Annotated in this window: 19 protein-coding genes; 12 read left to right on the top strand and 7 right to left on the bottom strand. The window is 66.5% G+C overall.

All coding sequences use genetic code 11. From position 1 onward, the window contains the following. Nucleotides 1-117: 117 nt before the first annotated feature. Nucleotides 118-1,104: a hypothetical protein gene (locus tag AC07WJ_RS28470; RefSeq protein ID WP_494938075.1), complete on the bottom strand. Its 987-nt coding sequence runs from the start codon at nucleotides 1,102-1,104 to the stop codon at nucleotides 118-120. Between the two features lie 77 nt (nucleotides 1,105-1,181). On the opposite strand from AC07WJ_RS28470, the gene AC07WJ_RS28465 reads away from it, so the two are divergent. Further along, the gene (locus AC07WJ_RS28465) at nucleotides 1,182-2,387 is read left to right on the top strand and encodes an MFS transporter (RefSeq protein WP_494938074.1); all 1,206 of its coding nucleotides are present in this window, start codon (nucleotides 1,182-1,184) and stop codon (nucleotides 2,385-2,387) included. On the opposite strand, the gene dgcA is transcribed toward AC07WJ_RS28465, so the two are convergent. Together dgcA and dgcN are read right to left on the bottom strand one after the other, a co-directional pair. Beyond that, nucleotides 2,357-3,340 carry an N-acetyl-D-Glu racemase DgcA gene (dgcA, locus tag AC07WJ_RS28460; RefSeq protein WP_494938073.1) on the bottom strand — a complete coding sequence of 328 codons (984 nt, stop codon included), beginning with the start codon at nucleotides 3,338-3,340 and terminating at the stop codon, nucleotides 2,357-2,359. The two genes, AC07WJ_RS28465 and dgcA, sit on opposite strands and share 31 nt — an antisense overlap. Before the next feature lies 1 nt (nucleotide 3,341). Continuing rightward, the gene (dgcN, locus tag AC07WJ_RS28455) at nucleotides 3,342-4,397 is read right to left on the bottom strand and encodes an N-acetyltransferase DgcN (protein ID WP_494938072.1); all 1,056 of its coding nucleotides are present in this window, start codon (nucleotides 4,395-4,397) and stop codon (nucleotides 3,342-3,344) included. Between the two features lie 140 nt (nucleotides 4,398-4,537). Between dgcN and AC07WJ_RS28450 the strand changes: the two genes are divergently transcribed. The 4 genes from AC07WJ_RS28450 (at nucleotide 4,538) to AC07WJ_RS28435 (ending at nucleotide 8,502) form a co-directional block, all read left to right on the top strand. Further along, nucleotides 4,538-5,692 carry an ABC transporter permease gene (locus tag AC07WJ_RS28450; RefSeq protein WP_494938071.1) on the top strand — a complete coding sequence of 385 codons (1,155 nt, stop codon included), beginning with the start codon at nucleotides 4,538-4,540 and terminating at the stop codon, nucleotides 5,690-5,692. A 1-nt stretch (nucleotide 5,693) separates the two neighbouring features. Further along, on the top strand, nucleotides 5,694-6,461 hold the full coding sequence (locus tag AC07WJ_RS28445; protein ID WP_494938070.1) for an ABC transporter ATP-binding protein: 768 nt from the start codon (nucleotides 5,694-5,696) through the stop codon (nucleotides 6,459-6,461). Between the two features lie 19 nt (nucleotides 6,462-6,480). Then, the gene (locus AC07WJ_RS28440; RefSeq protein WP_494938069.1) at nucleotides 6,481-7,740 is read left to right on the top strand and encodes an MlaD family protein; all 1,260 of its coding nucleotides are present in this window, start codon (nucleotides 6,481-6,483) and stop codon (nucleotides 7,738-7,740) included. Nucleotides 7,741-7,938: 198 nt separating this feature from the next. After that, nucleotides 7,939-8,502: an ABC-type transport auxiliary lipoprotein family protein gene (locus AC07WJ_RS28435; protein ID WP_494938068.1), complete on the top strand. Its 564-nt coding sequence runs from the start codon at nucleotides 7,939-7,941 to the stop codon at nucleotides 8,500-8,502. 239 nt (nucleotides 8,503-8,741) lie between these two features. On the opposite strand, the gene AC07WJ_RS28430 is transcribed toward AC07WJ_RS28435, so the two are convergent. Both AC07WJ_RS28430 and AC07WJ_RS28425 read right to left on the bottom strand, forming a co-directional pair. Beyond that, nucleotides 8,742-9,854, bottom strand: coding sequence for an NHL repeat-containing protein (locus tag AC07WJ_RS28430; RefSeq protein WP_494938067.1), 1,113 nt, complete (start codon nucleotides 9,852-9,854; stop codon nucleotides 8,742-8,744). A gap of 478 nt (nucleotides 9,855-10,332) precedes the next feature. Further along, on the bottom strand, nucleotides 10,333-16,857 hold the full coding sequence (locus AC07WJ_RS28425; RefSeq protein WP_494938066.1) for an apolipoprotein A-IV repeat region-like domain-containing protein: 6,525 nt from the start codon (nucleotides 16,855-16,857) through the stop codon (nucleotides 10,333-10,335). A 419-nt stretch (nucleotides 16,858-17,276) separates the two neighbouring features. Here AC07WJ_RS28425 and AC07WJ_RS28420 point away from each other — a divergent pair, with 419 nt between their 5' ends. After that, nucleotides 17,277-17,939: a hypothetical protein gene (locus AC07WJ_RS28420; RefSeq protein ID WP_494938065.1), complete on the top strand. Its 663-nt coding sequence runs from the start codon at nucleotides 17,277-17,279 to the stop codon at nucleotides 17,937-17,939. A gap of 699 nt (nucleotides 17,940-18,638) precedes the next feature. On the opposite strand, the gene AC07WJ_RS28415 is transcribed toward AC07WJ_RS28420, so the two are convergent. Together AC07WJ_RS28415 and AC07WJ_RS28410 are read right to left on the bottom strand one after the other, a co-directional pair. Then, nucleotides 18,639-18,848, bottom strand: a complete 210-nt coding sequence (locus AC07WJ_RS28415) for a hypothetical protein (protein WP_494938064.1) — start codon at nucleotides 18,846-18,848, stop codon at nucleotides 18,639-18,641. A 276-nt stretch (nucleotides 18,849-19,124) separates the two neighbouring features. Further along, complete coding sequence (locus tag AC07WJ_RS28410) at nucleotides 19,125-20,552, bottom strand: pentapeptide repeat-containing protein (protein ID WP_494938063.1); 1,428 nt, start codon at nucleotides 20,550-20,552, stop codon at nucleotides 19,125-19,127. Nucleotides 20,553-20,661: 109 nt separating this feature from the next. Between AC07WJ_RS28410 and AC07WJ_RS28405 the strand changes: the two genes are divergently transcribed. The 6 genes from AC07WJ_RS28405 (at nucleotide 20,662) to AC07WJ_RS28380 (ending at nucleotide 24,909) form a co-directional block, all read left to right on the top strand. Beyond that, entirely contained in the window at nucleotides 20,662-20,967 is a 306-nt protein-coding gene (locus tag AC07WJ_RS28405) for a hypothetical protein (RefSeq protein ID WP_494938062.1), read from the top strand. Nucleotides 20,968-21,118: 151 nt separating this feature from the next. Continuing rightward, nucleotides 21,119-21,475 (top strand): Hpt domain-containing protein, encoded by a 357-nt coding sequence (locus tag AC07WJ_RS28400; RefSeq protein ID WP_494938061.1) that lies wholly within the window; start codon nucleotides 21,119-21,121, stop codon nucleotides 21,473-21,475. 159 nt (nucleotides 21,476-21,634) lie between these two features. After that, on the top strand, nucleotides 21,635-21,955 hold the full coding sequence (locus AC07WJ_RS28395; RefSeq protein WP_494938060.1) for a 2Fe-2S iron-sulfur cluster-binding protein: 321 nt from the start codon (nucleotides 21,635-21,637) through the stop codon (nucleotides 21,953-21,955). Between the two features lie 76 nt (nucleotides 21,956-22,031). Further along, the gene (locus AC07WJ_RS28390) at nucleotides 22,032-23,069 is read left to right on the top strand and encodes an NAD(P)/FAD-dependent oxidoreductase (protein ID WP_494938059.1); all 1,038 of its coding nucleotides are present in this window, start codon (nucleotides 22,032-22,034) and stop codon (nucleotides 23,067-23,069) included. Nucleotides 23,070-23,184: 115 nt separating this feature from the next. Further along, nucleotides 23,185-23,916, top strand: a complete 732-nt coding sequence (locus tag AC07WJ_RS28385) for a helix-turn-helix transcriptional regulator (protein ID WP_494938058.1) — start codon at nucleotides 23,185-23,187, stop codon at nucleotides 23,914-23,916. Nucleotides 23,917-24,039: 123 nt separating this feature from the next. Then, the gene (locus AC07WJ_RS28380) at nucleotides 24,040-24,909 is read left to right on the top strand and encodes a DMT family transporter (RefSeq protein WP_494938057.1); all 870 of its coding nucleotides are present in this window, start codon (nucleotides 24,040-24,042) and stop codon (nucleotides 24,907-24,909) included. Nucleotides 24,910-25,336 lie beyond the last annotated feature (427 nt).

Raw genomic sequence — 25,336 nt, 5'->3', positions numbered from 1 at the left:
GTGACAGGGTTGGTCTCCGGGCGGTGGATGTTCAGGGCTCGACGGATGCCGAGGCGGTTGCGCTGTCTTGGCGGCGGGCGGCCGGCATGAGAATAACGGCGCCGACCATGCCGCTTCTCAGCTCATCACGGCCACCTTTTCGATGAAGCTCAGCTTTTCGATGTCCTCGACCGAAGGCAGGCCTTCGGGTGCGCTGTTGCCGGCGCGCGCAGGGCGGGGGGCGGGGGCGAGCGGGCTGTCGGAGGTCGACAGCGCGGCCGCCGCGGTGGCGCGCGCCGCGACTGGCACGGGCTCGGGTTCCGCCGGAGCCGGGCGCGCGACGGGCGCAGTTGCAACGATCGGGGCGGCCGGCCGGGTGGCCAGGGCCGCCGGTCGCGCGGCCACCGGCGCGTCCGCGACGAACAGGCCCTCGTCCATCATCATGTCGACGTCGTCCTGGGCGAGCCCTTCGCCGGGCAGCGCCGGACCGTTCAGCAGCGACGGTTCGTCGGCCTTGGCCGGCAAGGGGGCGGCCGCGACGCCGGCCTCGCCCCAGATGCCCATCATCGAATCGATGCGGTCTTCCAGGAAGCGCAGGACGCCGATCACCTTGCGGGTGCGCTGTCCGGTAATGTCCTGGAACGAACAGGCCGTGTAGATATCGGTCGTCTTGGTGTCGATCAGGTCGCAGACTTCACCTTCCGCGCCCATTTCGCGCAAGGTCCAGGCGATCTCCTGGATGGTCTCGGCGGCGCCCAGGATGTCGCCCGTGGCGGTGGCGGTCGCCTGAACGATGGCGTCGAGCTCGACGGAGGCCTCCTCGAAACGGCCGCCCTCGACGCCCTCGGGCTTGATCGCCGCGATTTCCGCCTTGGTGCGGGCGATGGCGCTGGCCATTTCCCGGATATCCATGCGTATGCGATCGATCTCGGGCGCCGGGCGGGTCGCGCCCATGACCTTCTCGAGCTTGCCGATGGCGTCCAGGACCTCATGGGTATCGGCCACGCGGTGACGCCGGGCATATTCGGCGAGGAACCAGCGACCGCGGGTGGTTTCCATCACCGCCGCCTCGATCGCATCGTAATCGTCGAGCCGGACGGGCGGTGTCTTGGTCACGTCACTCATGCCGATTTGCGCTCTCGCGGGATGGCCATGGACAGTCTAGAAAGAACGCTGACACGCGAATCTTCTGCGAAAGCTTAATGCGCTCAGAGCCGCAAGCAAAATCCAACGATTCGAAGCTATTTGCGACCCGGCTGGCGCTGTTTTACGCCGCTTTGTTCGTTGGATTCGGCTTGCATCAACCGTTTTTCCCGGTCTGGCTGCGGGCCAAGGGATTGGCCGACGGCGAGATCGGCATCGTGCTGGCCTCGGCGCTGATGATCCGGCTGGTCGCCACGCCGGTGGTGACCTATTTCGCCGATCGCGGCGGCATCCTGTCGATCGCCGTGGTGATTTGCGCCAGCGCGACGACCGTTGCCTATATCGGCGTCGGCCTTGCCGACGGCTTCGCCATGATCCTGGTCAGCGTGCTCATCGCCCATTTCGTCTGGAGCCCGCTGATGCCGCTGTCGGACGCCTATGGGCTGGCCGGCGTCGCCAGGCGCTCGCTCGATTACGGCCGCATCCGGGTCTGGGGCTCGGTCGCGTTCATGGCGGCCAATGTCGCCGGCGGCATGCTGCTGCTGGTGGTGGCGCCGGTGAACATCGTCTGGATGATCTGCCTGAGCTTCATTCTGCTGCTGGCGGCAAGCTTCGGCCTGGTCGCCGACCGGCGCGAACCGACGGTCGGGCCGAAGGGGCCGAGCTATTTCAACGGGCGCTTCGTGCTGGTCATCACCGCGGCCGCTGCCCTGCAGTCGAGCCACGCGGTCTATTACACCTTCTCGTCGATCCACTGGAAAGAGCATCTCGGCTATTCGGCCGCGACCGTCGGCCTGCTCTGGGCGGTGGCGGTGGGCGCGGAAATCCTGATCTTCTGGCTGGCCAGCCGGTTTACCCGGGGCTGGCGTCCGACCAGCTACCTGATCATCGGCGCGGTCTCGAGCATGGTGCGCTGGTCGGTCATGGCGCTCGATCCGCCGCTGGCCGTCCTGGCGCCGCTGCAGGTGCTGCACGGGGGCGGCTTCGGCCTGGTGCATCTCGGCACCATGGTCTATCTCGCCGACCGCCTGCCGCCCCATGCCCGCGCCAGCGGCCAGGGCACGGTGTCGATCGGCATGGGCGTGACCATGGCCGGCTCGACCCTGCTCGCCGGCTATTTCTATTCACGTATCGGGGCCGGGGCCTATTTCGCCATGGCGGCGCTGTGCCTCGCCGGCCTGGTCATGACGCTGGTGGCGCGGTCGCTGCCGCTGCCACCGCATCGGCCCGTCTTTCAGCCCCAGAGCGACGAGGCCGGGGGATAGACGGTGGCGCCGTCGTAACGCAGGCCCTCGGGCCGGTCCTCGCGCAACAGCAACGGACCGTCGAGATCGACCAGGAAGGCGCGCTGCGCCACCAGCGTCGCCGGCGCCATCGACAGCGAGGTGCCGACCATGCAGCCGGTCATGATCTTGAAGCCGAGCCTGTCGGCGTCGTCGGCCAGCAGGAAGGCTTCGGTCAGGCCGCCGGTCTTGTCGAGCTTGATGTTGATCGCATCATATTTGCCGACCAGGGAAGCCAGCGTCTTGCGGTCGTGGACGCTTTCGTCGGCGCAGATCGGGATCGGCCGCTTGACGCCGAGCAGCGCACCGTCATCGGCCGCCGGCAGCGGCTGCTCGACCAGGGCGATGCGGAAGCGCTCGCAGACGGCGAGGTTGGCGGCCAGATTGGCCGGGGTCCAGGCCTCGTTGGCGTCGATCACCAGGGTCGCCTCCGGCACGGCGGCGCGAATGGCGGCGAGCCGGTCGGCGTCGCCATCGCCGCCGAGCTTGATCTTCAGATGGCTGCGGCCGCAATGCAGCGCCGATTGCGCCATTTCCTCGGGCGAGCCGAGCGAGATCGTATAGACCGTGGTGAGCGGCTTCGGCTGCGCGATGCCGGCGAGCTCCCAGGCGCGCTTGCCGGCGAGTTTGGCCTCCAGGTCCCAGAGCGCGCAATCGATGGCATTGCGCGCGGCTCCCGGCTTCATCGCCGCGAGCAGGCCCTGGCGGTCGAGGCCGTTGTCGACCTGCTCGATCATCGCCTCGATCTCGGCGGCGACGCCGTCGACGGTTTCGCCATAACGCGGATAGGGCACGCATTCGCCGCGCCCGACCGCCGCGCCCTGGCGGATCTCGCAGACCACCACGACGGCCTCGGTGCGCGAGCCGCGGGAGATGGTGAAGGTGCCGGCGATCGGCCAGCGTTCGGTCGAGACGGCGAGATCGCGCGAGGCCATGTCAGCGTGCCCTTCTGGCGGTCGAGCGGGCCTTCGGCTTCGGCTCGGGCTCGCCATAGAGCTCGGCGATGGCGTCGACCAGCGGCTCGACGCCGAAACGCACCGGATCGGTCGCCGGCAGCTCATATTCGCGCGCCAGCCGGTCGAGCACGGTGAAGGCGGCATCCTCGCCGAGATGTTCGGTATTGACCGAAAGGCCGACGCAGGTGATCGCCGGATTGGTCAGCTTGCCGAGCGCGATGGTCATGTCGATGACCTCGCCGATCGACGGGATCGGCGTGTCGACGCCACGCATGGTGCGCCGGGTCGGCTCGTGGCAGACGATGAAGGCGTCCGGCTGGGCACCGTGCAGCAGGCCGAGCGTGACGCCGGCAAAGGAGGGGTGGAACAGCGAGCCCTGGCCCTCGACCACGTCCCAGTGCAGGGGGTCGGCATCCGGCGTCAGCCATTCGGCGGCGCCCGCGATGAAATCGGCGACCACGGCGTCAACCGCGACGCCGCGCCCGGAAATGAAGATGCCGGTCTGGCCGGTGGCGCGGAAATCGGCATCGAAGCCGCGGTCCTGCATGCCCTTTTCCATGGCCAGCGCGGTGTATTTCTTGCCGACCGAGCAGTCGGTGCCGACCATCAGCAGGCGCTTGCCCGCGCGCAGGTTGCCCTTACCAGTGGGGAAGGTCTGGGTCGGATGGCGCACGTCGAACAGCTTGGCGCCGTGCTTCTTGGCGGCGGCGGCGATCTTCGGCGTGTCGCCGAGCCGGGTATGCAGGCCGGTCGCGACATCCATGCCGGCCTCGATGGCCGCGACGATGGAATCGATCCAGTGCGGCGCCAGGACGCCGCCGGCATTGACCACGCCGACCACCAGGGTCTTGGCGCCGGCCTCGGCGGCCTCGGCGATGGTCTTGTCGGGCAGGCCGGTATCGGCCTTGCAGCCTTCCAGGCGCAACTGCCCGACGCACCAGTCGCGGCGCCAGTCGACGATACCCTGCGCGGTCTTCGCGGCGAGCTGGTCGTGAACATCTCCCAGGAACAGGAGATAAGGCTTTGCGATTTCCATGGCGGCGATCCGAAGCGGTTTGGGGACGGGCAGGGCGCCTCGACGGAACCCGGCGGCTCCTTTATGGAGAGGAGTGGCGCGCGTGCCAAGCCGGTCCTGCGCATGCGCCTCAATCGAAATCGACCGTGCGAAATCGAGCAGTGACAATCGCAAGCACCGCACCCGCCGCCAGCCTTACGAGCAGTGTCGAGGCAGACCGGCTCAGGATCGCGCTTGCCGGCTGCTGGGTCGCCGAGACCGCGGGCGCGCTGGAGGTCGAGGCCAAGCAGCTTCTGGCCGGAAATGGCACGCCGTCGGCGGTCACCATCGATTTTTCCGCCGTCGACCGGCTCGATACGCTGGGCGGCACCCTGGCCCATACGATCGAGCAGGCCTATGCCGCCAAGGGCATTCCGGTCGAGCGCGCCGGGCTGTCGGACGCCGCCGCGGTGATCTATGGCGAGGCGGTGGAGGGCCTGTCGACGCCGATCGCCGCTGCGCCGGCGCCGCTGTCGCTGACCACCCAGGCCCTGCGGAAGGTGGGCGAGCAGGCACTGGGTGCGCGCGACGACCTGGTCGCGCTCCTGTCCTTCCTCGGCGAAGTGGTGATGGCGGTCGGCAGCCTGTTCACCGGCACCGGCCGGTTTCGCCTGCCGGCGGTGATCAACCAGCTCGACCATATCGCCTTTCGCGCCGTGCCGATCATCATCCTGATCACCTTCGTGATCGGCGCGATCATCGCCCAGCAGGGCATCTTCTTTTTCCGCCGCTTCGGCGCCGACAGCTATGTCGTCGATCTCGTCTCGATCCTGACGCTGCGCGAAATCGGCGTGTTGATCGTGTCGATCATGGTGGCCGGCCGCACGGGCTCGGCCTTCACCGCCGAGATCGGCTCGATGAAGATGCGCGAGGAGATCGACGCGCTGCGCGTGATGGGGCTCAACCCCATCGAAGTCCTGGTGCTGCCGCGCCTGATCGCGCTGATCATCGGCCTGCCGCTGTTGACCATCATCGGCGACCTCTCCGCGCTGATGGGCGGGGCGATCGTGTCGCAGGTCTATGGTCAATTGCCGATCGAGCTGTTCTTCAGCCGCATGCAGGAGGAGGTCGGCCGCCGGCACGTCTTCATCGGGCTGGCCAAGGCGCCGTTCATGGCGCTGATCATCGGCCTGGTCGCCTGCGTCGAGGGCCTGCGCGTGCAGGGCTCGGCGGAAAGCCTCGGTCGCCAGACGACGGCCTCGGTGGTCAAGGGGATCTTCCTGGTCATCGTGGTCGACGCGGTCTTCGCCATGTTCTTCGCGGCGATCGACCAGTGACATGACCGATGACGTTATCATCAAGGTACGTGATCTGGCGGTCGGCTTCAACGACCGGCTGATCATCGATGGTCTCGACCTCGACGTCCGGCGCGGCGAGGTGCTCGGCGTCGTCGGCGGTTCGGGCACGGGCAAGTCGGTGCTCACCCGCTGCATCATCGGGCTGGTGCCCAAGCAGCGCGGCAAGATCACGGTGTTCGGCGAAGACCTGGATGAAGCGAGCGCGGCCGAGCACAAGGCGATCGAACGGCGCTGGGGCGTGCTGTTCCAGCACGGCGCGCTGTTCTCGTCGCTGACGGTCAAGCAGAACATCCAGGTGCCGCTGCGCGAATATCTGAAGCTCTCCGAGCCGCTGATGGACGAGATCGCCCGGCTGAAGATCGCGCTGGTCGGGCTGCGGCCGGACGCGGCCGACAAATATCCTTCCGAGCTGTCCGGCGGCATGATCAAGCGCGCGGCGCTGGCGCGTGCGCTGGCGCTCGACCCGGAGATCGTGTTCCTGGACGAGCCGACGTCCGGGCTCGATCCGATCGGCGCCGGCGAGTTCGACACGCTGATCAAGACGCTGCGCGACACCCTGGGGCTGACCGTGTATATGGTCACCCATGATTTGGACAGTTTGGCCCGAATCTGCGACCGAATCGCGGCTCTCGCCGACGGCAAGGTCATCGTGACAGGGACGATGGCTGACATGCTTCGTCAGACACATCCCTGGCTCAAGAGCTATTTTGGCGGCGAGCGAGCCCGTGCCGCCAGGATAACAGGCTGACAACGAGGCGCCGCCGCGCATGGAGACCAAGGCCAATACCACGCTGATCGGCGCCTTCACGCTTGTCGTGCTGGCGATTTTCGGCGTGTTTCTCTGGTGGTTCCTGCGTGCCGGCGACAGCGCCAACCGCTGGCAGTACAAGGTCATTTTTTCCGGGCCGGTGGCCGGCCTCAACCGCGGCGCCAACGTCTTCTTCAACGGTATCCGGGTCGGCGAGGTCCGCACCATTCGCGTCGATCCCGATGATCCGCGCCAGGTCATCGGCACCATTGCGGTGGCGGCCGACACGCCGATCCGCAGCAATACCCGCGTCAGCCTGGATGTCGGCATGCTGTCCGGCGTCGCCACCCTGTCGCTGACCGGCGGCTCGGCCGATGCGCCGCCGCTGGCGCCGCCGGCGCCGGGCGATCTGCCGGTGCTGCGCGCCGATCCCTCGGCCATGCAGGACCTGCTGCAGGGCGCGCGCCAGATCATGACCAATGCCGACAATCTGGTGCGCCGGCTCGACGATACGATCGCCGCGGGCCAGGGCGGCTTCGATCGCAGCCTGCGCAATATCGAGCGTTTCACCCAGGCGCTCGGCGACAATGCCGACAGCGTCGGCACCTTGCTGAAGGACGGCGGGGATGCCGCCCGCCAGATCGCCGCCCTGAGCAAGCGGCTCGATGCCGTCACCAGCCAGATCGAGGTGATGCTGCAGGGGGTCGAGCCCGGCCGGGTCGGCGCGATCCTGCGCAATGTCGACGAACTGACCAGGGGGCTCGCCGGCCAGACCGATTCCTTCGCCGAGCTGATCCGTGACGCGCGGACCGCCGCCGGCGCGATGAGCCGGACCTTGACCGCGCTCGATGGCGAGCGGATCAACCGGGCGCTGGCCAATATCGACCGGTTCACCCAGACGCTGGGCGACAATTCGGCCAATGTCGATCAGTTGGTGAAGAACGCCGCCGAGGTCTCGGCCAAGCTCAACGGCATGGCCGACCGGGTCGATGCCATGCTGCGCGGCTTCGAGGGCAATGGAACCACCAACATGTTCGCCGAGTTCACCAATACGGCCAAGGCGGTCCGGACGCTGGCCGAACGGCTCGACAGCCGGACGGCGCAGCTGACGACGTCCATTTCCGGCTTCACGGATCGGACGATCCGGGACGTGCAGGCGCTGTCGGCGGACGGCCGGCGCACGCTGTCGGAACTCGAACGGACCCTGCGCTCGCTCGAGCGCAATCCGCAACGCTTCATCTTCGGCGGCTCCGGCGTGCCGGAGTATAATCGCCGCTAGGATGTCTTTTCGGTTCCCGGAATCGCGCGGACGGCCTAGTTTGTGAGGATGTTTGGCACGTTGCCCGCGCGCTTCCCTTCATGTAACCCGGTGTCCAGGTCGCCTGAAAATGCTCCGGGATAACAAGCAACCGCGCCCAAGCGCGGACAGGGAATGAGGTTGGGATTGGGCAAGCGGCGCGGACTGCTCCGGATCGGGATGGCATTTGCCGTCGCGCTTGCCTTGTCGGGCTGCGCGTCGTCGAATGCGCCGCAAACCTATGACCTGATGGCGCCGACCAGTTTTCCGGCCCGTCCGGGTGCCCAGCGCGGCCAGCTCATCGTGGTCGAGCCGAAGGCGATCGCCAATCTCGACACCGAGCGCATGGCGGTGCGCGGCGCCGGCGGCGCGGTGTCCTATCTCAGTGACGGCGCCTGGGCCGACCGCCTGCCGAAACTGTTGCAGGCGCGCATCATCCGGGCCTTCGAAAATGCCAATCACCTGCGTTCGGTCGGCCGGCCAGGCGACCGCCTGGCCTCCGATTTCCAGCTTCTGAGCGAAATCCGCTCGTTCGAGGTGGTGGCCGGCGCCGGCGCCGAGGCGGTCGTCGAGGTCTCGGTCAAGCTGGTCAACGATCGCTCGGGCCGGATCCTGGCCGGCCAGGTGTTCAGCGGCCGGGCGCCGATCAGCAGCATCGACGCCGCCAATGTCGCCGCCTCGTTCGACCGGGCGCTGCAGAACGTGCTGCGCGACATCGTGGTCTGGGCGTCGGCACGGGTTTGAGGGGCGGGGGTCGAGGTTAGCAAAGCGCCGAGCCAACCGTCTCCCGTAGGGAGAGGGTGGCATCGGCAGAAGCAATTGCTTCTGCCTGACGTTAGCTGCCGGATGAGGGGCGTAACCCCTCGGAACAGACACGACGCGCGCGCCGCATGCGGCCCTCTCCGGACATGGACGACCCCTCACCCGGCGCCTGACGGCGCCACGCTCTCCCTTTGGGAGAGGGGCGGTTTGGCGCTTCCCCCCTATTGCGCCGCGCGCCGGCGCAGCACCATGTCGCCGCGCAGCAGGAAGCGCTGGGCGCGCTTGCCGTTGTCGACCTCGGTGGTGAAGACATTGCCGCGCGAGTCCACCGCGAGATTGTGGATCCAGTGGAACTCGCCGGCATTGCGGCCGCTGCGCCCGAAGGCGCCGACGACATTGCCGCTCGCGCGCTCGAGAATGCGCACTTCGTTATTGGCGCCATCGGCATTGATCAGGAAGGTCTCGTTCTGGTCGGGAAACAGCTCGAGGTCCCAGACCGAACCATTGGCCAGCGTCCGGCGCTCGACGAAGAACTCGCGGACGAAAGTGCCGTCGCGCTGAAACACCTGGACGCGGTTGTTGACCCGGTCGCAGACATAGACGAGGCCGTCCCTGGCCAACCTGACGCAATGGACCGGGTTGCCGAATTGCTGCGACGGCGGCTGATCGGGATTGAAGGCCGGCAGCCCGAGGTCGGTCGGCGGCCGGCCATAGGCGCCCCACATGCGCTTGAAGGCGCCGGTCTCGCTGTCGAACACGATGATGCGATGGTTGTAATAGCCGTCGGCGACGTAGATCTCGTTGTTGGCGACATCGACCGTCATGTTGGCGGGGCGGCCGAGGCGGGCGGTATCGGTGGAATTGGTCTGCGGGCCGCTGCGGCCGATCTGCAGAACGAACTGGCCGTCGCGGGTGAATTTCAGCACCTGGCCGTCATTCTCGCCATTGCCGGCGATCCAGACGAAACCCTTGCCATCGACATGGATGCCGTGCTCGTTCTGCGGCCAGTCGTAGCCTTGGCCGGCCCCGCCCCAGGAGCGCAGCAAGGTGCCGGCCTGGTCGAACTCCAAGACCGGCGGCGCCGGCCTGCAGCATTTGGTGCGCGGCGGATCGAGCGCCGCGGCCCGCTCGTCATCGGTCAGGGTGCGCGGGCGCTGGATGACCCAGACATGGTCCTCGGCATCGACGGCGACGCCGGCCGCCTGGCCCATGATCCAGTTGTTCGGCAGTGACTTCGGCCAGGCCGCGTCGACCTGGTAGCTCGGCACGTCGGCCGCATTGGCCGTGCCGGCAAGCAGCAGCAAAGCGGCGGCGGCGATCAACCTGCGCATCATGACCTCCCTCGGTGGTGTCCCGGCGGGCGTTTCGGCGCCTCTTGATTGCGCGGATTGTCAGGGAGCGGGACGGTTGGCTCAAGCCCGTAAGCTGACTGATGGCACCGACGGCTCGCCCGTCGCGATTGGCCCTTTTTGCGATCGGCGGCCGGCACACTCTCGACGTCACCCCAAGGCAAAGCAATTGCTTTGCCTGAGGCCGAGGCGAAGCCGAGGGGAAGGGGGGCCCAGGAGCCGCTTCACGGCGCCCTCAGTGCATTGTTTGAAGGTGATTTCGCGGCGTTGAGGGCAGGGCTCAGCAACTCCTGGACCCCCTTCCCCTCCTTCGCTTCGCTCAGTCGGCCGGGGGTGACGTGGGGAATGTGCCGGCAGTCGATGAAGCGTTGATCGGTTCTTTCAGATGCCAATCCGGCGGTCCGCCCCCAACAAAAAGGGCGCCTCGCGGCGCCCCCTTCAGTGTCGGTGGACTTGGCCCGGCTCAGTCGAACCGGCCGCTCGAATGCGCGAGCAGGGTGAACACCTTGCCGGTCTCCGAGGTCAGGTAGGTGCGGGCGAGCGAGCCGTCACGGTCGTTGCGGTCGACATCGCCGAGCAGGCGCTGGAACTCGTCGATATAGCGGTCGACGGTGTCGCGGAACTCGCTGTCGCGGCGATAGCGGCGGCGCAGGTCATCGAAGGTCTGCTGGCCCTGGGTGGTGTAGAGCCGGCGCGAGAAGACGTTGCGCTCGCCACGGCGCCAGCGTTCCCAGAGATCGACGACCGCATCGTGATCGACCATGCGGGCGATGTCGGAGGACAGGGCGTCGAGATTGTCGAGGGCGGCCGGCGCCGGCGGCCGGCGCGAGGCCGGTCGCAGCGGCTCGCCGTCGCCTTCGTCGGTCGAGGCACGGGCGAGCAGGTCCGACAGCCAGCCGCGATCGGCGGTCCCACGCACCGGCTCGGTGCGGGCAGGGGCCTCGCGGCGGGTATCGGCGACGCGCGGCCGCGGCGTTTCGGCTTTCGGCGCTTCGGCCCTGGACGGCTCGGCCCGGGGCAGTTCGGCGACGCCGCCGGCGCCGCGCAGCGGCATGACCGGCAGCGGCACGGGCTCGCGCGGCGGCTCCTGCCGGCGGCTCGCGACCGGAGCGATCGGCGAGGGATCGGCGACGTCATAGGCGCGGCCGGACTTGGCGACGATGTCGTTCAGTTCGGCGAGCGCCTTGATCTGTTCGGCGACGACCCGGCGCATCGCGGCCGCGTTCTCCTGCGTCTCGCGCGGGATCTCGACCATGCCACGGGACAGTTCGCTGCGGGTCGCGGCGAGCTCCGCCTGGATTTCCGCCGCCATGCCCTTCAGCCCCGAGGTGAGCGAAGCGAAGCGCTCGGAAGCATCCTGGAACAGCGCGTTCATGTCGCCGGTCGCCTGGTCATAGGCCGAGCGCAGCGCGTGGGTGGTGCGTTCGCGCTCCTTGCCGGTGGCGAGCCTCAGGGCATCCGCCTGCTGGTGGATGGCCTGGGTGGTCTGGCCGGTGGATTCGACCAGGACGCGGCCGATCTCGCGGGCACGGTTCTCGGCGGCACCGAGATTGTCGTCGAGCAGGCCCGAGAAGCTCTTGATCAGGTTGTCCATGTCCTCGGTCTTGCCGGCGAGATGGCCAATCAGATTCTCCAGCGCCTCGCGGCGTTCCTCGAGCGAGTTGTCGAGCCGGGTCTGCATCTTGTCGACCTGCTCGGCGGCATGGGTCAGCACGCTCGCCTGGGCGTCGAGCCGCTCGGCGAGCGCCGAGACGTCCTGCAGCACCGTGCCGGCGACGTTGGAGAGCTGGCTGATCTGGCCGTTGAGCAACTGGGTCGAGCTCTCCGCCGTGGTCGACGCCGTGTCGACGGAGGAGCGGAACTCGTCGATGCGCTTGCCGAGCTGGCGGTTGATCGAGCCGAGATTGGTCTCGGCCTGGCTCGACAGCTCGCGCAGCACGATATTCGACTCGGCGAGCTTGCTGAGCAGACCGCCGATCTCGCCACGCAGCTGGTCGTTGGTCGAGGTCAGGGCCTCGATCGACTCGCGCGCGCCCTCGTCGACGGTGGTGCGGAAGGCGGTCGAGGAATCGGTCAGCGTGCGGGCCGCCTGCTCGCTCGAGTCGGTGATCGAGCGGGTGACCTCGATGCCGGTCTCCGACAGCGCCTGGGTGATCTCGGCACCCTTCTGTCCCAGCACTTCGGCAATGGTCGCGCCACGGTGTTCCAGGGCGCGGACGACGATGTCGCCGACGCGGCTGACCTCCGAGGTGATCGTCCTGCCGTTCTCGCCGATGCGGGCGACGAGATTGCCGCCGCGCTCGTCGAGCAGGGAGGCGAGCTCGGTCGAACGCGCGCCGAGCACCGCGTTGATCTCGTTGACGCGGGTCGACAGGCCGAGCGTGATGTCGCTCGATATGGTCGACAGCGTGCGCTCGACCTCTTCGGCGTTGGAGCGCAGCGTCGAGGACACGGCCTCGACCTTGTCGGCGAGCTTCTCGGCGATCGAGGTGCCGCGCTCGTCGAGCGACTGCGACACGGTTTCCAGGCGCCCGACCACGACCTGTTCGAAGCGGGCGACGCGGGTGTCGAGCGATTCGGCCACCTCCTGGGCGCGGCTGCCGAGCGTCCGGTTGATCTCGTCGGCCTTGTCGCTGAGCGTCGCGGTGATCTGATCGGCCTTGCCGGTGAGGGTGTAGGTGACCTCGTCCGACTTGTCGCTGAGCGTGCGGGTAATCTCGCTCGACTTGGCGGTGAGGTTGTCGGCGATTTCGGCCGACTTGCTCGCCAAGGTCTGGGCGATCTCGTCCGACCGGCTGGTGATGTTGTAGGCGATCTCGTCCGACTTGACCGCCAGATGCTCGACGATCGCATCGGACTTGGTGGTCAGGTTCTGGGCGATCTCGTCCGACTTGATGGCCAGATGCAGGGCGATCGCGTCCGACCGGCTGGTCAGGCTCTGGGCGATCTCGTCGGACTTCGACGACAGGTGGCGGGCGATCTGGTCGGATTTGGTGGTCAGGCTCTGGGCGATCTCGTCCGACTTGGATGTCAGGCTCTGGGCGATCTCGTCCGATTTCGAGGTCAGGTTCTGGGCGATCTCATCCGATTTGGTGGTCAGGTTCTGAGCGATCTGCTCCGACTTTTCGGTGATGCTCTGGGTGATCTCGTCCGACTTGCTGACGAGATTGTAGGTGATCTCGGCCGACTTGTTCTCCAGCGCCTCGGTGACGCTGCGGCCGCCGTCGCCGAGCACCTTGGCAAGCTCGAGCGTGCGGCTGGCGAGCGTCGCGTTGAACGCCTGGGCGCGGTTGTCGAGCGCCTGGTCGATGCGGGCGAGCCGGCCGTCCAGCGCCTCGGTGATCTCGATGCTCTTGCCCGAGACCCGGTCGGCGAACTCGCGGGTGTCGTTGAGGATCCGGTCGGCCAGTTCGCCGCCCTTGCCGGAAATGGTCGCGTCGAGCGCGCCGATATGGTTGGTCAGCTTGTGGTCGAGCAGGGCGACATGGGTCGCGACCGACTCGCCGAGCGTCGTCGCATGGCCGGCGACCCGCATCTCGAACTCGGAGGTGTGGCGACCGATCGCGTCCTCGAGAGTGGTCGCGTGCGAGGTGACCAGTTCGCGCAGGCTGGAGGTGTGGCGGCCGATGGCCTCCTCGAGCGTCGCGGCATGACCGACGACCCGGGATTCGAAGCCCTGGCTCTGGCGGCCGATGGTTTCTTCCAGGTTGGCGGTCTGGTTGGAGACACGTTCCTCGAAACCGGCGCTGTGGCGCACGATCGCGTCCTCGATATTGGCCGCGTGGCTGAGGATGCGTTCTTCGAAACCGGCGGAGTGGCGGACGATGGCGTCCTCGACATTGCCGGTATAGGCGGCGACGCGCTGCTCGAAGCCGGCGCTGTGGCGGCCGATGGCGTCGTCGAGGTTCGCCGCATGGGCGGCGACGCGGGCTTCGAAGCCAGAGCTGTGGCGGTTGATCGCGTCTTCCAGGGTGACGACGTTCTGGGCGATGCGGGTGACGATGGCTTCGCCATGATCGTCGACGGCCGAGGAGACGGCGGTCGCGGCATTCTGCAGCCGCGTGGTGATCTCGTCGGTCTTGGCGGTCAGCGTGCCGGCGACGTCGGCACCGATCGCGCCGAGGCGATAGGTGAGATCGGTGCCCTGGGTGGCGAAGGCCGAGAGCACGTCGGTGCCGGCCAGTTCGATTTCCGACTTCAGTCCGGCGGTGCGCTCGGAAATCGAGGTCGTCACCGTCTCGCCGGCGCGATAGAGCGCCAGCTGCACGTCCTGGGCCTTTTCGGTCAGCGTCTCGACCACCTGGATGCCGACGTCGCCAATGGCGGACCTCGCCTCGGTGGTGCGCTGGGCGATCGCCTGGGCGATGAGCTGGCCGGTCACCGACAGGCGCCGGTCGAGTTCGTCGCCATTGACGGTGACGGTGGCATGCAGCCGGTCGCCAGTCTCGGCAATGCGCTGGACGATGGCGTCGCTGCGCTGGCCGAAGACGTCGCCGGTCTCGGCGATGCGCTGGACGAGGGCGTCGCCGCGTTGGCCGAAGATCGTGCCGGTCTCGGCGATGCGGGCCACGAGCGCGTCGCCGCTCTCGCCGAAAGTATGGGTGATCTGGCCGCTGGTGGCCTCGAGCTTGTCGATGACGCCGGCGACGGTGAGATGCAGCCGGTCGCCGGTGTCGGAAATGCGGGTGACGAGGGCTTCGCCGCGCTGGCCGAAGGTCTCGGCGATATGGCCGCTGGTGGATTCGAGCTTGTCGACGACGTCGGCGACGGTCGTCTGCAGCCGGTCGCCGGTCTCGGCGACGCGGGCGACGAGCACGTCGCCGCGCTGGCCGATGGTCTCGGCGATCTGACCGCTGGTGGTTTCGAGCTTGTCGATAACGTCGGTGACGGCGGTATGCACGCGGGCGCCGGTCTCGGCGATCCGGAAGGCAATCGCCTCGCCGCGCTGGCCGATGGTCTCGGCGACCTGTCCGCTGGTCGCTTCAAGCCGGTCGACGACATCCGTGACGGTGCCATGCAGCCGATCGCCGGTCTCGGCGATGCGGGCGACGAGCGCGTCGCCGCGCTGGCCGAGGGTATCGGCGATGTGGCCGCCGCTCATTTCCAGCTTGTCGACGACGTCGGAAACGGTGAGCTGCAGGCGGTCGCCGGTATCGGCGATGCGGGCGGCGAAGATGTCGCCGCGCTGGCCGATGGCTTCGGCGACGTGGCCGCCGGTCAATTCCAGCTTGTCGACCACCTCGGTGACCGTGGTCTGCAGCCGATCGCCGGTTTCGGCGATGCGGGCGGAGAGCACATCGCCGCGCTGGCTGATGGTGTCGGCGACGAAACCGCCGGTCTGCTCGAGCTTGTCGACGACCTCGCTGCCGCGGGTCGAGAGCTCGGAGACGATGGTCTCGCCGGTTTCCTTCAGGCGCGAGGTGACCTCGTTGCCACGCGTCGACAGTTCGACGACCAGGGTCTCGCCGGCTTCCTTCAGGCGCGACGTGACATCGCTGCCACGGCTGGAGAGTTCGCTGACCAGGTTCTCGCCGGTGGCCTTCAGCAGCGAGGTGACCTCGCCGCTCTGGCTCGACAATTCGGCGACCAGGCTGTGGCCGGTCTCGCGCAGCAGGCTGGTGACCTCGCCGCCACGGGTCGACAATTCGGCGACCAGGGCCTCACCGGTGTCCTTCAGCCGTTCGGAAACCTCGCCGCCGCGGCTGGACAGCTCGGTGACCAGGGTCTCGGCGGATTCCTTCAGGCGCGTCGCCACCTCGTCGGCGCGCGAGGCGATGGCATGGGTGATGTCGGCACTGGTCGCGGCCAGGTGCTCGGTCATCGTCGTGCCGGTCTCGGACAGCTTGGCGGCCATGGTCGAGCCGGTCTCGGCCATGGCGATGGTGACGCTGTTGCCGGTGTCGGTCAGGACATTGGTCACGCGGTCGCCGGTCGTCGACAGCGCACGGGTGACGTCGTCGCTGGTGGCGGCCAGCCGCTCGACGATGTCGGTGCCGCGCACCTGCATCTGGTCGATCATGTGGTCGCCGGCGCGGCCGAGCGCGACGGTGATCGCCTCGGTCTTGTCGGCCAGGGTACCGGCGACGCGCAGGCCGCTCTCGTCGATGCGGCGGGTCAGGGTATCGCCGGCATCGGCCATCTGGGACGCCAGATGCTCATGGGCGCTGGTGATGGCGCCGCGCACGCGCTCGGAATTCGAGACGATCGCCTCGCGCTGGGTGACCAGCTCCTCGATCAGGTTGCGGATGCGCAGTTCATTGTCGTTATAGGCGCGCTCGAGCGAGGCGACCTCGTTGTGGACGAGCGATTCCAGTTCGTTGGCGCGGGCCAGCGCCCGCTCGACGCCGTCGCCCATGGCGGCGACCTCGCGGCGGATGGCCTGGCCGACCGAGACGACGGATTCACGCGCGATGGTTTCCGGCTCGGCGAGGCGAATGGCGACTTCGCTCATGCCGCGCGCGACCATGCGCATTTCCTGGGTGCGGCGGATCAGGCCGCCCATGACGAAAAAGAAGATGACCGGCAGGACCAGGGCGGCGGCGAAGGCGAGCACGGTGGGCGAGGCGAGGTCGATGCTGGCGCCGGCGAGGACGCGCGAGCCGAGGAACAGGCCGAGCCCGATCCAGGCGATCGACATGAACAGGGCGATCCACAGCGGCGTCGCCGAGGCACGCCTGGACAACCGCTCCAGCAGCTGAGCAATGTCGCGCCGGTCGTCATTGGCGGCGGCCTGGGTCGGCGCCACCACGCTGTCGGAGCGCTTGGTGTCGGCGAACAGATCGTCGTCGAGCCTGACCGGCGAGGCCTGCGCCTTGGCGTTTTCGGCCGAGCGGGCCGGCTGGGCCTTGGAAGGCTCCTGCGCGGCCGCATTGCCCGGACCCTTGGCCGTGCTCTTGCTCGCCTCCTCGGTCGCGAGGTTCAGCGCATCCTGGATCGCCGCAAGAGCGGCCTCGGCCGGATCCTGGATCTTCTTGGGAGTGTTCGCCATTGTCGTCGCCCGCGTCCTCAAACTCTCGCAGACAGGCCCCCCGACAGCCCCTGTGTCACGGCCCAAGTGCCTCTCGGACGCAACACAACGAATGACGGGACAACAGTCCGCCGCACCAATAATCTACCGGTGACATCTCCGGAAAGATACCGGGACACCCCGGCGTTTCCCAAACATCGTTAACGCCTTGTTCACCATGTTTTCAGCCAAGTGCTTGAAATGGCTTGGTTGATGGAATCCGACCAGCGGCCCCGCCTGGTTTCTGCTTCGTTAACCTGTGGATCGCGGGTGAGACGGCCGGCCCGGAGGACGCCAGGGGGCTCCAGGGCCGCGGCCGCGCCGCCGGGGCGCCGCTTTCGACGGCCGGAGATGTCGACAGCGGCACCGGGCCTGTGATCACCTGCATCCGTGAGGGGATGATGCCGACCTGTTCAGTGTGCCAGAAGACCAACCAGTTCCTGCGGATCGAAGCCTATGGCGTCTGCTCGGACTGCTATCCCGAGCATGGCCCGGTCATTCGCGAGGCGGTGGCCGGCATCGTGCAGGAGGCCGAATACCGGGTCGGGGTGAAGCGCACCGACCTGCAGCTCGACTCCGTCGCCCGGTCGATCACCCATTGCGAGGCGCTGCGCCGCTACGGCGTGCTGCCCGGCGTCGATGTCGATCCCACCATCTTGGCCGGGGAACTCGAGGCGGCAAGGACCGCCATTATCGAGGACGTCATTCGCGCGCAGTGGTTCGCCGCGCGCGAGCGCGTCAAGGATCTGCGGGGCCAGGGCGACAAGTTGAACGCCTATACATCGGCGATCGAGCGCATCCAGGCCCTGATGGCCCATGTCGACGACGTCGCCCTCATCGAGAAGGCTGTCATGGTGATGCGGGCCGAACGCGACAAGCTGGCCTTCGACCAGCTGTTCGACCGGGCGGAGCTGGCCGAGGCCAAGGGGCAAAGGGCCAAGGCGCGGGACCTCTATATCGAGGCCGCCTTCAGCCTGGCGAAGGATGTCACGCCCGATGAATTCCAGGCGGACCTGCGGGCGAAGGTCGAGGCCAAGATCAGCCAGCTCGGCGGCAGGCCTTAACCGGCGCGCGGGGCTCGCGGCCGCGGCCCGCGGGGCGCTCACTGGAACGGCTGGGCGAGGGGACCATGCCCCGGTGACGGGCGGCATCGGCGGCTGACGACGGCCTGGGCCGGGCATCGCCTGGCCTGGACAGCCGGGAAACCGTGCTCCGGCGAGAAGGTGCGGCCGCCGCCGAAGGCTTGCCTGCGTCCTGTGGTCGCGCCAAGTCCTCATGGCATTTTCATGCCACATTCCCTTGCGAGAGGTGATCGTTGATCCGCGCCGATGAATGGCGGATTTCAGATATGGAGAGACAAATTGAACTATGCGTCGAAGATAATTCCCGTGATGTCAGTAATCGTCGTTGGAATGATTTCCGTGGGGCATGCCTCACTCGCGAACAATCATGCGCGTGATGATGGCGGGCCGGCGGGCCGGTCGCTACGCTTGGCGCAGAGCCCCTTGCCGGCCTGCGTGCTCTATTCGTCATCGCGCCTGACACCGGAGGGCTTGATGCGCTGCTCTTATCAATGCGGCGACCGGATCGTGATCCGCAGTTCCTATAATTCCTGCCCGTCGAGCGTCGCACGGCCGGCGGAGAGATAGCGGCGGTCCGACAGGCGGCCGGGGGCGGTTGAATCCCTCGGCCGCGACGCGCCCGGCCGCTCGATGCCGGCCGGGACGGGATCGGGCGCCGCGGCCCCGATCGCGTCCGGCGCGTCAACGCCGCAGGCTCTTGACGACGCCGTTGATGATGTCGGTCTTCAGTGCCAGCAGGTCGATCGAGACGCTGAGCACGGTATCGCAGTGAGGGCAGATGTAACTGGCGCCCTTCCATTTCATCATCCGGCTCTGGGTGACCTCGACCGTTTCGATGCGAACGGACTCGATGATGTTTTCACATTTCGCGCATTTGCCGGTGTTCGCCAATATGCACCTCCCGCTCGATCTGAATCTTAGACATGGCCAGGGATCGATGAGAGGTTATACGGCGGGGATAAAGCCTTCATTACCTGATGCTTGGCCGACATCTACGAACGATTGCGGTCACCGGCTTCGAGCGACCCACGTTGAATGCAGATGGTGTTGATGTTCACGGGTCGCTGCGATCAGAGGGACGGCGTTGGGATCAAATTCAGTGGCGTTGCAGACCGAATCGTGCCGCAGGCGTCAGTCGTTGGGACCCTCTCTATATGCCGCGTCGGATCAGCGCGAGTCTTGCCGTAGCAAAGCCCGTTCGGTCTCTATCGAGATCCGCCATCCGACAGGAGGTGACGTCCATCCGCGCGGAAATCCACTCGGCAATCCCGACGATAGAATTGGCAGGCGGCCAATCACCGCTCCTTCAAAATTCACGCGCTCGAGCGATGTCTCGGTGAAGTTGCTGTTGGTCAAAATCGATCCGGTAAAGTCAACTTCGGATAACCGAGCCCGAGAAAAGTCTGCGCGATCAAAATTTGAACCATTGAAATTGACTTTGATAATGTTGGAGAGAGAAAGGTTTGCGGTTTCAAATCGAGAGGATATGAGCGTTGAGTGAAATATTGATGATTGTTTGAAATTCGAAAACAAAAATATAGAATTCTTCGCGTCAATTAGTTGCAGTAGTGCTCCTCCAAAATCAACGTCAGTCAGTATGTGTCCGTCGAATTTTGCGGAATTTAAACTGGATGATCTAAGATCTGCATTATTGAGTACCATATCTTTCGGAATTGCGACCCCGATAATTAGGAGTGCTGTTAGAAGTTGGCCGCGTTCGGGACTTCTAGGCTTTGGGTCGATGTCAAGTCGGACCGCCCTTTCTGCGTTCGAAGGGCCGGCTAACAGATAGGGCGTCGATGCTCTGCTCAACGCGACTATGCGGGCGGTCAAGCCGGGAGACGGTTGAATCGAGCCTCGATCCTGCCCGATTACCCACCATGCAGAATTCCCGCTGTCGTTGAGCTCAGACGCGCGTTGAATGATCGAAAAAAGTTCTGTTTGAAGTGGTGCACGCCGTTGGGCATCCGATGTGACATTTTGCAAATCCAACTTGGCGTTTTGTTCAAATAAGAGGCCGATTTGTTCTTGTATTTTCTTGTTTTGTTCAGCAAGTAGTGCAGTCTGGCGAAATAAAAGGGCTGTTCCGACCAGCCCGCCGATGGTCACAATCAAGGTGAATGACGTCTGGACGATCCAACGTCTCGCGGCCTTTGGGGCATACCACGCGGCTGCCTCTAGGGCTGCCTTCTCCGCATGAATGACAGCTAAGGCCGGGTTGTTATGACTTGCGGCGCGCGTTGCCGCCCCGATTTCGGTTATAAGAACCTCTAGCGTGCCCTCGCTGGCTCGGATCAATCGCTTGACCGCCACCCAAGCGAATGGCGCGATCAAGAGCGCGGCTACAAGCACAACTCCAATGGAGGTCAGGCCTATGCCAAGCCAGCCGTCCGCCCAAGGTGCCATACTCTCAAGCGGCCCAACCAAGATTGCCCAGCTCGCCGCTGTCCCGACTACAATGCCGACAATGAGTGTCGTGACCACTTGCACAAAGGCGAAAGGCTTGCGTTCGGATTCTTCTGTCACGATACGGCTCGAAGCTTGACGGTCTTGAGGAAGGAAAACATGAATCGTCTTTGGCAGGAATAGCTTCAACGCCAATATCCATTGTCCATGGTTGGACAACGATGGCGCGACTACCTCCTGACACGCATGGGGGCATCGCCGTGGCGCGCCCGGCCTGAACGTGTCACGATCCGATCACGTGGTTCCGCTAGGTGGCCAGTTCGCCATGGTCGAGAAATCAGCGAAGTCAGCCGTTTCAACCTCGACCGCGCGTCCGAGCGAGGCGCAGCGGCGCTGGCTGTTGCGCGGCGTCGGCCAGCCCGGCGGCAAGCTGCCGCTGTTCGACCGGGAGGGCAAGGAGGTGCCGCACGCCACCATCCGCGCCTGTGTCGAGGCCGGCTGGGCCGAGCCGTGGTTCGCCAATCCGACCAAACCGGATTGGCTGGTGTGCAAGCTGACCGAGGCCGGGGCGCGCCTGATCGGGGCAAAACCCACCAAAACGTGACCGGGATTCACCTCCCGTCAACCCAAAGCCAGGGTTTGGCCGGGTTTAAGCCCAGGTCTTAACCTGGCCTTGCCGGCGCCGGCAGATGATCGGGCGACCGATGGGAGAGGGGCTCGACCTTGTCCCGGACAGGCAGGACCCTAGAGCGATCATGACCGGTGACCATTCCGGGCACAGCAGCCCCGTCGACCTCGCCCATCTCGCCCGGCAGACATTCGGCGACCGCGACCTCGAACTCGAGGTTCTCGCGCTGTTCGAGCGCCAGTCGCGGGCGATGATCGAGCGGCTGCGCCAGGCGACGACCGCCAAGGACTGGGCCTATGCCGCCCACACCCTGATCGGCTCGGCCCGCGGCATCGGCGCCTTCGCGGTCGCGGAAGCGGCCGAAGCGGTGGAGAGCGCCAAGCTCGACTATCTCTCCGGCCGGGCGATCGCCGAGCTGGAGCGCCTGGAGGCGGAAGTGGCCGAGGCCAATGCCTTCATCGCCAGGCTGCGCAGGGTTGCCTGAGCCAACGGCCGGCCTGTCCGCCGGCCAAGAGACATGCACCGGTCCCTCTGGCAAACGGGCAGGCTTTTCGCTATCTGAACGGCTCGCCGGGACCGCCGCCGCAGAATGCGGCGGTTTCGCTTTTGAGAGACCGCTCCATTCGTCAAGGGCCGCGCCACCATGCCTCAGATTACCTTCATCGATCATGCCGGCGAGAAGCGCTCGGTTGCCGGTGATATCGGCGCGACCGTGATGGAAGCGGCGATCAAGAACGGCGTGCCCGGCATCGTCGCGGAATGCGGCGGCGCCTGCGCCTGCGCGACCTGCCACGTCTATGTCGACGAGCAGTGGATGGCCGCGGTCGGCGAGCCCTCCCATATGGAAGAGGATATGCTCGATTTCGCCTTCGACGTCAGGCCGACATCCAGGCTGTCCTGCCAGATCAAGATCACCGGCGAGCTCGACGGCCTGACCGTGACCACGCCGGAGCGGCAGGGCTGACCGGCGTTGTCTCTCGTTCCGGGCCGGACTGCTTCGGGATAGAGACGATGTGACCTGAACCTGCCCGGGATGAGCCATGACCCGCCCCATCGAGACCGATTGTCTGATCATCGGCGCCGGCCCGGTCGGCCTGTTCGCGGTGTTCGAACTCGGCCTCGTCGACGTCAAGGCGCATCTGGTCGACATCCTGCCGAAGGTCGGCGGACAATGTTCCGAGCTCTATCCGGAAAAGCCGATATACGACATTCCGGGCTTCCCGGCGGTGAGCGGCCAGGGGCTGGTCGACAATCTGATGAAGCAGATCGAGCCGTTCGGCGCCCAATATCACCTGGGCCAGCAGGTCGATGCGATCGAGGTGCTGGGCACGGCCGAAAGGCCGCTGTTCCGGGTCGTGACCGATGCCGACGAGGTGTTCGAGGCCAAGACCATCGCGATCGCCGCCGGTGGCGGCTCGTTCCAGCCGAAGCGCCCGCCGGTTCCCGGCATCGAGGCCTATGAGGGGTCGTCGGTGTTCTATTCGGTGCGCCGGATGGAACAGTTCCGCGGCCGCGACGTGCTGATCGTCGGCGGCGGCGATTCCGCGCTCGACTGGACCTTGAGCCTGCAGCCGATCGCGCGCTCGCTGACCTTGATGCACCGGCGCGACGAGTTCCGCGCCGCGCCCCATTCGGTCGACCAGATGCGCGCGCTGGTGGCCGCCGGCAAGATGAACCTGGTGTTCGGCCAGATGACCGGCCTCGAGGGCGACGGCCGAACACTTTCGGCGGTGCAGTGCCGCGGCGCCGACAACCAGCCGTTCCAGGTCGCCTGCGACATGCTGCTGCCGTTCTTCGGCCTGACCATGAAGCTCGGGCCGATCGCCGGCTGGGGTCTCAACCTCCACGAAAATCTCATTGCCGTGGATACCGAGAAATTCGAGACCTCGACGCCGGGCATTTTCGCCATCGGCGACATCAACTGGTATCCCGGCAAGCTGAAGCTGATCCTGTCGGGCTTCCACGAGGCGGCGCTGTTCGCCCAGAAGGTGCACCGCTACGTCTATCCGGACCGGCGCCTGACGTTCCAGTACACCACCTCGTCGTCGAGCCTGCAGAAGAAGCTCGGGGTGAGCTGAGGAGGCTCGCCTCCCGCGGCCGGGATCCATCGCCGGCCTTGAAGCGACCGCCCCGACATGTCAGGTATGGGCTCGGTTTCCGCGCCGGCGCGGGACGTAATCGGGCTTCCCGCGCATGGCTGCGTGCCTGTCGAAGGCGATCGGCCTCATCGAGGCCTTGGAGGGTGCCAGGACGTCGCAGGCGATGGGGCGGGCCCTGCTCGATGCGCTGGCTTCGTTCGGCGCGCGCAGCCTGTTCGCCGGCTCGTTCCCGATCCTGCCGCGCGCTCGCGCCGAGGAGATCGTCGCCGGCCGCCATTTGCTGGCCCAGATCTCGCCGGCTGGTTGGCTGGACAACTATTATCGACGTGGCCTCGACGCCGGCAATCCAGTGATCTTCGGGCCGGCGCGGCGCGCTACGGCCTTCCGCTGGTCGGCTCCGGGCTTTGCCGACCTGGCGAATTGGCGTGGCCTCGCGCTCGCCCGCGACAGCGGTGTGGATGACGGCCTCGCAGTGCCTTGCCATGGGCCGGGCCGGCGGGTCGCCGTGGTCAGTATCGGCTTCGAACGCTTCGAGCTGGGGCCGGATGAGGTGACGGCGATCGCGCTTGCGGCGACGGTGGCGCAGCATCGGATGAGCGAACTCAATCCGAGCGGGTCGGATCTGCCCGACAAGCCCGCTCTGACGGCGCGGGAGCGCGATTGCCTGGCCTTTGTCGCCGAAGGCCTGTCCGACGCCGAGATCGCCGAGCGTCTGGGAATTTCGTCGACCACCGCGCATGGCTATGTCGAGAACGCCAAACGCAAGCTCGGTGCCCGAAGCCGGGCCCAGGCGGTGGCGCGCCTTTTCACCTCCGGACTGCTCTGATCGGGCACGCGACCAGAGGGTGCCGAGTCAACCAAGAGTTGACGCAGGGGCGGCATGCCCGCGCGACCTCTTGGTCCGCGACGGAATTCGCCTAAACCTTGGGCAAGGAGCGAAACAACCGCCATGCCCCCAGCCACGGCCGAGCGCCCGCTCGCCGCGATCTCAGCGCAGCTCGTCTGCTTCACCTTCATTTCGGTCAATGACGTGATCATCAAGCTGATCGTCACGGAATTGCCGAGCTGGCAAATCATCGCGATCAGAAGCGCCTTCGGCCTGATCCTGCTGTCGCCGCTGATGCTCTGGCGACTGGCCGATGGCTCGGGCCGGCTCGCCACCCGCAGGATCGGCACGCACATCTTCCGCGCCGCGCTTTCGGCGGTGTCCATCGTCACCTATTTCGAAGGCCTGCGGACGCTCGATCTGCCGGTCGCCACCACCATCCTGTTCGTCACGCCGTTCTTCGTCGTCGCGCTGTCGGGCCTGGCGCTGCGCGAGCCGGTGCCGGTCAACCGCTGGATCGCGGTGGTGGTCGGCTTTGCCGGCGCCCTGGTCATCGTCAAGCCCGATGCCAGCGGCATCTCGTTCGCCGCGCTGCTGGTGCTGATCTCGGCCGCGACCTGGGCGGCCACCATGGTCGCCATGCGCGACCTGGCGCGCACCGAGAGCAGTCTCGCGGTCATCGTCTATTTCAACCTGTTCCTGGTGCTGATCGCGGGAGCCCTGGCCTTTCCGCACTGGCAGCCGGTGCCCTGGCGGATCATGGCGATCGTCGCGGGCGTGTCGGCGATCCAGCTGATCGCCCAGTCCTTCATGATGATCGCCTTCCGCTTCGCCTCGGCTTCGGTCACCGCACCGATGCAATATGTCCAGCTGATCTGGTCGGTGCTGGCCGGCTGGTTCATCTTCGGCGTGATGCCGGCGCTCAACGTCTTCATCGGCGCGATGATCGTGGTGGCGAGCGGGCTCTATCTGATCCTGAGCGAGCGGAGGTGAGGGGCCGCGAATGGCGAGTCGCGACGAGATCGATCCGCCCCAGGCTGGCCTCGCAAGCATCACACTTCGTCTTGGCCGGGCTTGTCCCGGCCATCCACGAATTCAGCGCGCTATCCTCGAGATCGATCCCATCGGGTCTGCGCGCCGGCCGTTGCGAGACGCCTGCAAGCGGATCGAGCTCAACCATTGCGACAGGCGAGCGGGGAGCGAAGATGAGAATTCGTGGATGGCCGGGACAAGCCCGGCCAAGACGATTGGCGCCGTAAGGTCAAGGTCGGCACCCGGACGGAGGGGGCGTCCATTCCAGGATGTCGTCCGATCTCTTCGCGCCGGCGCGAGGTGAAAACGGTGGTTCACGCGCGTTGTTCCGGAAACCGTGCTGGAGCACGCTGCGGCGTCAAGCTCGCATTCGCCGGTAGAGCCCCCA

This window comes from Phreatobacter sp. GW821-FHT04C01 (assembly GCF_059420385.1).
Note: the sequence above shows the minus strand (reverse complement) of the source record. Positions and strands in the feature narration are given on the sequence as shown.

Excerpts from the sequence above, each read along its gene's own strand:
- AC07WJ_RS28400 (WP_494938061.1), top strand. The coding sequence starts at position 21,119 with ATGACCGGTGACCATTCCGGGCACAGCAGCCCCGTCGACCTCGCCCAT.
- AC07WJ_RS28430 (WP_494938067.1), bottom strand. The coding sequence starts at position 9,854 with ATGATGCGCAGGTTGATCGCCGCCGCCGCTTTGCTGCTGCTTGCCGGC.
- AC07WJ_RS28445 (WP_494938070.1), top strand. The coding sequence starts at position 5,694 with ATGACCGATGACGTTATCATCAAGGTACGTGATCTGGCGGTCGGCTTC.
- AC07WJ_RS28420 (WP_494938065.1), top strand. The coding sequence starts at position 17,277 with ATGCCGACCTGTTCAGTGTGCCAGAAGACCAACCAGTTCCTGCGGATC.
- AC07WJ_RS28395 (WP_494938060.1), top strand. The coding sequence starts at position 21,635 with ATGCCTCAGATTACCTTCATCGATCATGCCGGCGAGAAGCGCTCGGTT.
- dgcN (WP_494938072.1), bottom strand. The coding sequence starts at position 4,397 with ATGGAAATCGCAAAGCCTTATCTCCTGTTCCTGGGAGATGTTCACGAC.
- AC07WJ_RS28390 (WP_494938059.1), top strand. The coding sequence starts at position 22,032 with ATGACCCGCCCCATCGAGACCGATTGTCTGATCATCGGCGCCGGCCCG.
- AC07WJ_RS28385 (WP_494938058.1), top strand. The coding sequence starts at position 23,185 with ATGGCTGCGTGCCTGTCGAAGGCGATCGGCCTCATCGAGGCCTTGGAG.
- dgcA (WP_494938073.1), bottom strand. The coding sequence starts at position 3,340 with ATGGCCTCGCGCGATCTCGCCGTCTCGACCGAACGCTGGCCGATCGCC.
- AC07WJ_RS28465 (WP_494938074.1), top strand. The coding sequence starts at position 1,182 with ATGCGCTCAGAGCCGCAAGCAAAATCCAACGATTCGAAGCTATTTGCG.
- AC07WJ_RS28470 (WP_494938075.1), bottom strand. The coding sequence starts at position 1,104 with ATGAGTGACGTGACCAAGACACCGCCCGTCCGGCTCGACGATTACGAT.
- AC07WJ_RS28435 (WP_494938068.1), top strand. The coding sequence starts at position 7,939 with ATGGCATTTGCCGTCGCGCTTGCCTTGTCGGGCTGCGCGTCGTCGAAT.
- AC07WJ_RS28425 (WP_494938066.1), bottom strand. The coding sequence starts at position 16,857 with ATGGCGAACACTCCCAAGAAGATCCAGGATCCGGCCGAGGCCGCTCTT.
- AC07WJ_RS28380 (WP_494938057.1), top strand. The coding sequence starts at position 24,040 with ATGCCCCCAGCCACGGCCGAGCGCCCGCTCGCCGCGATCTCAGCGCAG.
- AC07WJ_RS28440 (WP_494938069.1), top strand. The coding sequence starts at position 6,481 with ATGGAGACCAAGGCCAATACCACGCTGATCGGCGCCTTCACGCTTGTC.